Raw genomic sequence first — 1,009 nt, forward strand, 5'->3', positions numbered from 1 at the left:
CTGGAAAAGAGCCTTGATTACGTCAGGACCAGGGACGGCGACCAAAAGGCGGTTTGCCAGCCGGAGCTTTGCCTGACCTGGTCGGATATAAAAGAAACCCTGGAACTCTTTATCCAGCTTTTGCCGGATGTTGACCGCAACCCTGAACTGCTTAAACACTATTTTGATTTTTATGCGGTAAACCCGGATGTGCTTCTTACCGGCTATTACGAGCCAGAGCTTAAGGCTTCCAGGGATAAAAGTGAAGATTTCAGGTATCCGGTTTACGGCAGGCCCAGTGACCTGCAAAGAGTTGACCTGGGTCAGTTTCATCCCCGCTGGAAAGATCAGAGGCTTTTCTACAGGCTGGAGAACGGCGAAATAAAGCCCTATTACAGCAGGGGGGAGATAGAGCTGGAAGGCGCCCTGGCCGGACGCGGTCTGGAGATAGCCTGGGTAAAGGATCCCATTGACCTGTTTTTCCTGCATATTCAGGGATCCGGGAGGCTTAAGTATCCTGACGGAGATTACGAGCATGTTTTGTACGCGGATAGAAACGGCCGTCAGTACGTTGCCCTGGGCAGGGTCCTGGTGCAGCTTGGCTTCCTTGAGCAGGACGAAGTGAGCATGCAGTCCATCCGGGCCGTACTTCAGGAAAACCCGGATATAAAGCATGAGCTCATGGCTGAAAACCCCAGCTACATTTTTTTTCATCTCGATGATCAGGGTCCAAGGGGGTCCACAGGGCAGATTCTTACTCCGTGGGTCAGTGTGGCCAGCGACCCGGAGGTTATTCCCTGGGGTTCGCTCATGATAATGGATGCAGAACTGCCGGAATACCTGGGCCAGAAAACCCGCATCCGTGGGCCGGTAACCTCGCAGGATACCGGGGGGGCTATCCGGGGGAGACACCTGGACCTTTTCTGCGGCTTCGGGGAGAGATCTGAATATCTTGCCGGTAAGATGAGCGACAGGGCTGAGATTTTTCTCATGGTTCGCAAATATGGTAAGAATTAACGAAATACTGGAC

1 protein-coding gene is annotated in these 1,009 nt (G+C 52.8%); it reads left to right on the plus strand.

What is annotated here, in order from left to right; all coding sequences use genetic code 11:
- Positions 1–996 (plus strand): murein transglycosylase A (gene mltA / locus D5S03_RS00280; RefSeq protein ID WP_287042356.1); only part of this gene is annotated, 996 nt, incomplete at its 5' end.
- Between the last annotated feature and the right edge of the window lie 13 nt (positions 997–1,009).

This window comes from Desulfonatronospira sp. MSAO_Bac3 (genome assembly GCF_003838035.1).
GTDB classification, from domain to species: Bacteria; Desulfobacterota; Desulfovibrionia; order Desulfovibrionales; family Desulfonatronovibrionaceae; genus Desulfonatronospira; species Desulfonatronospira thiodismutans.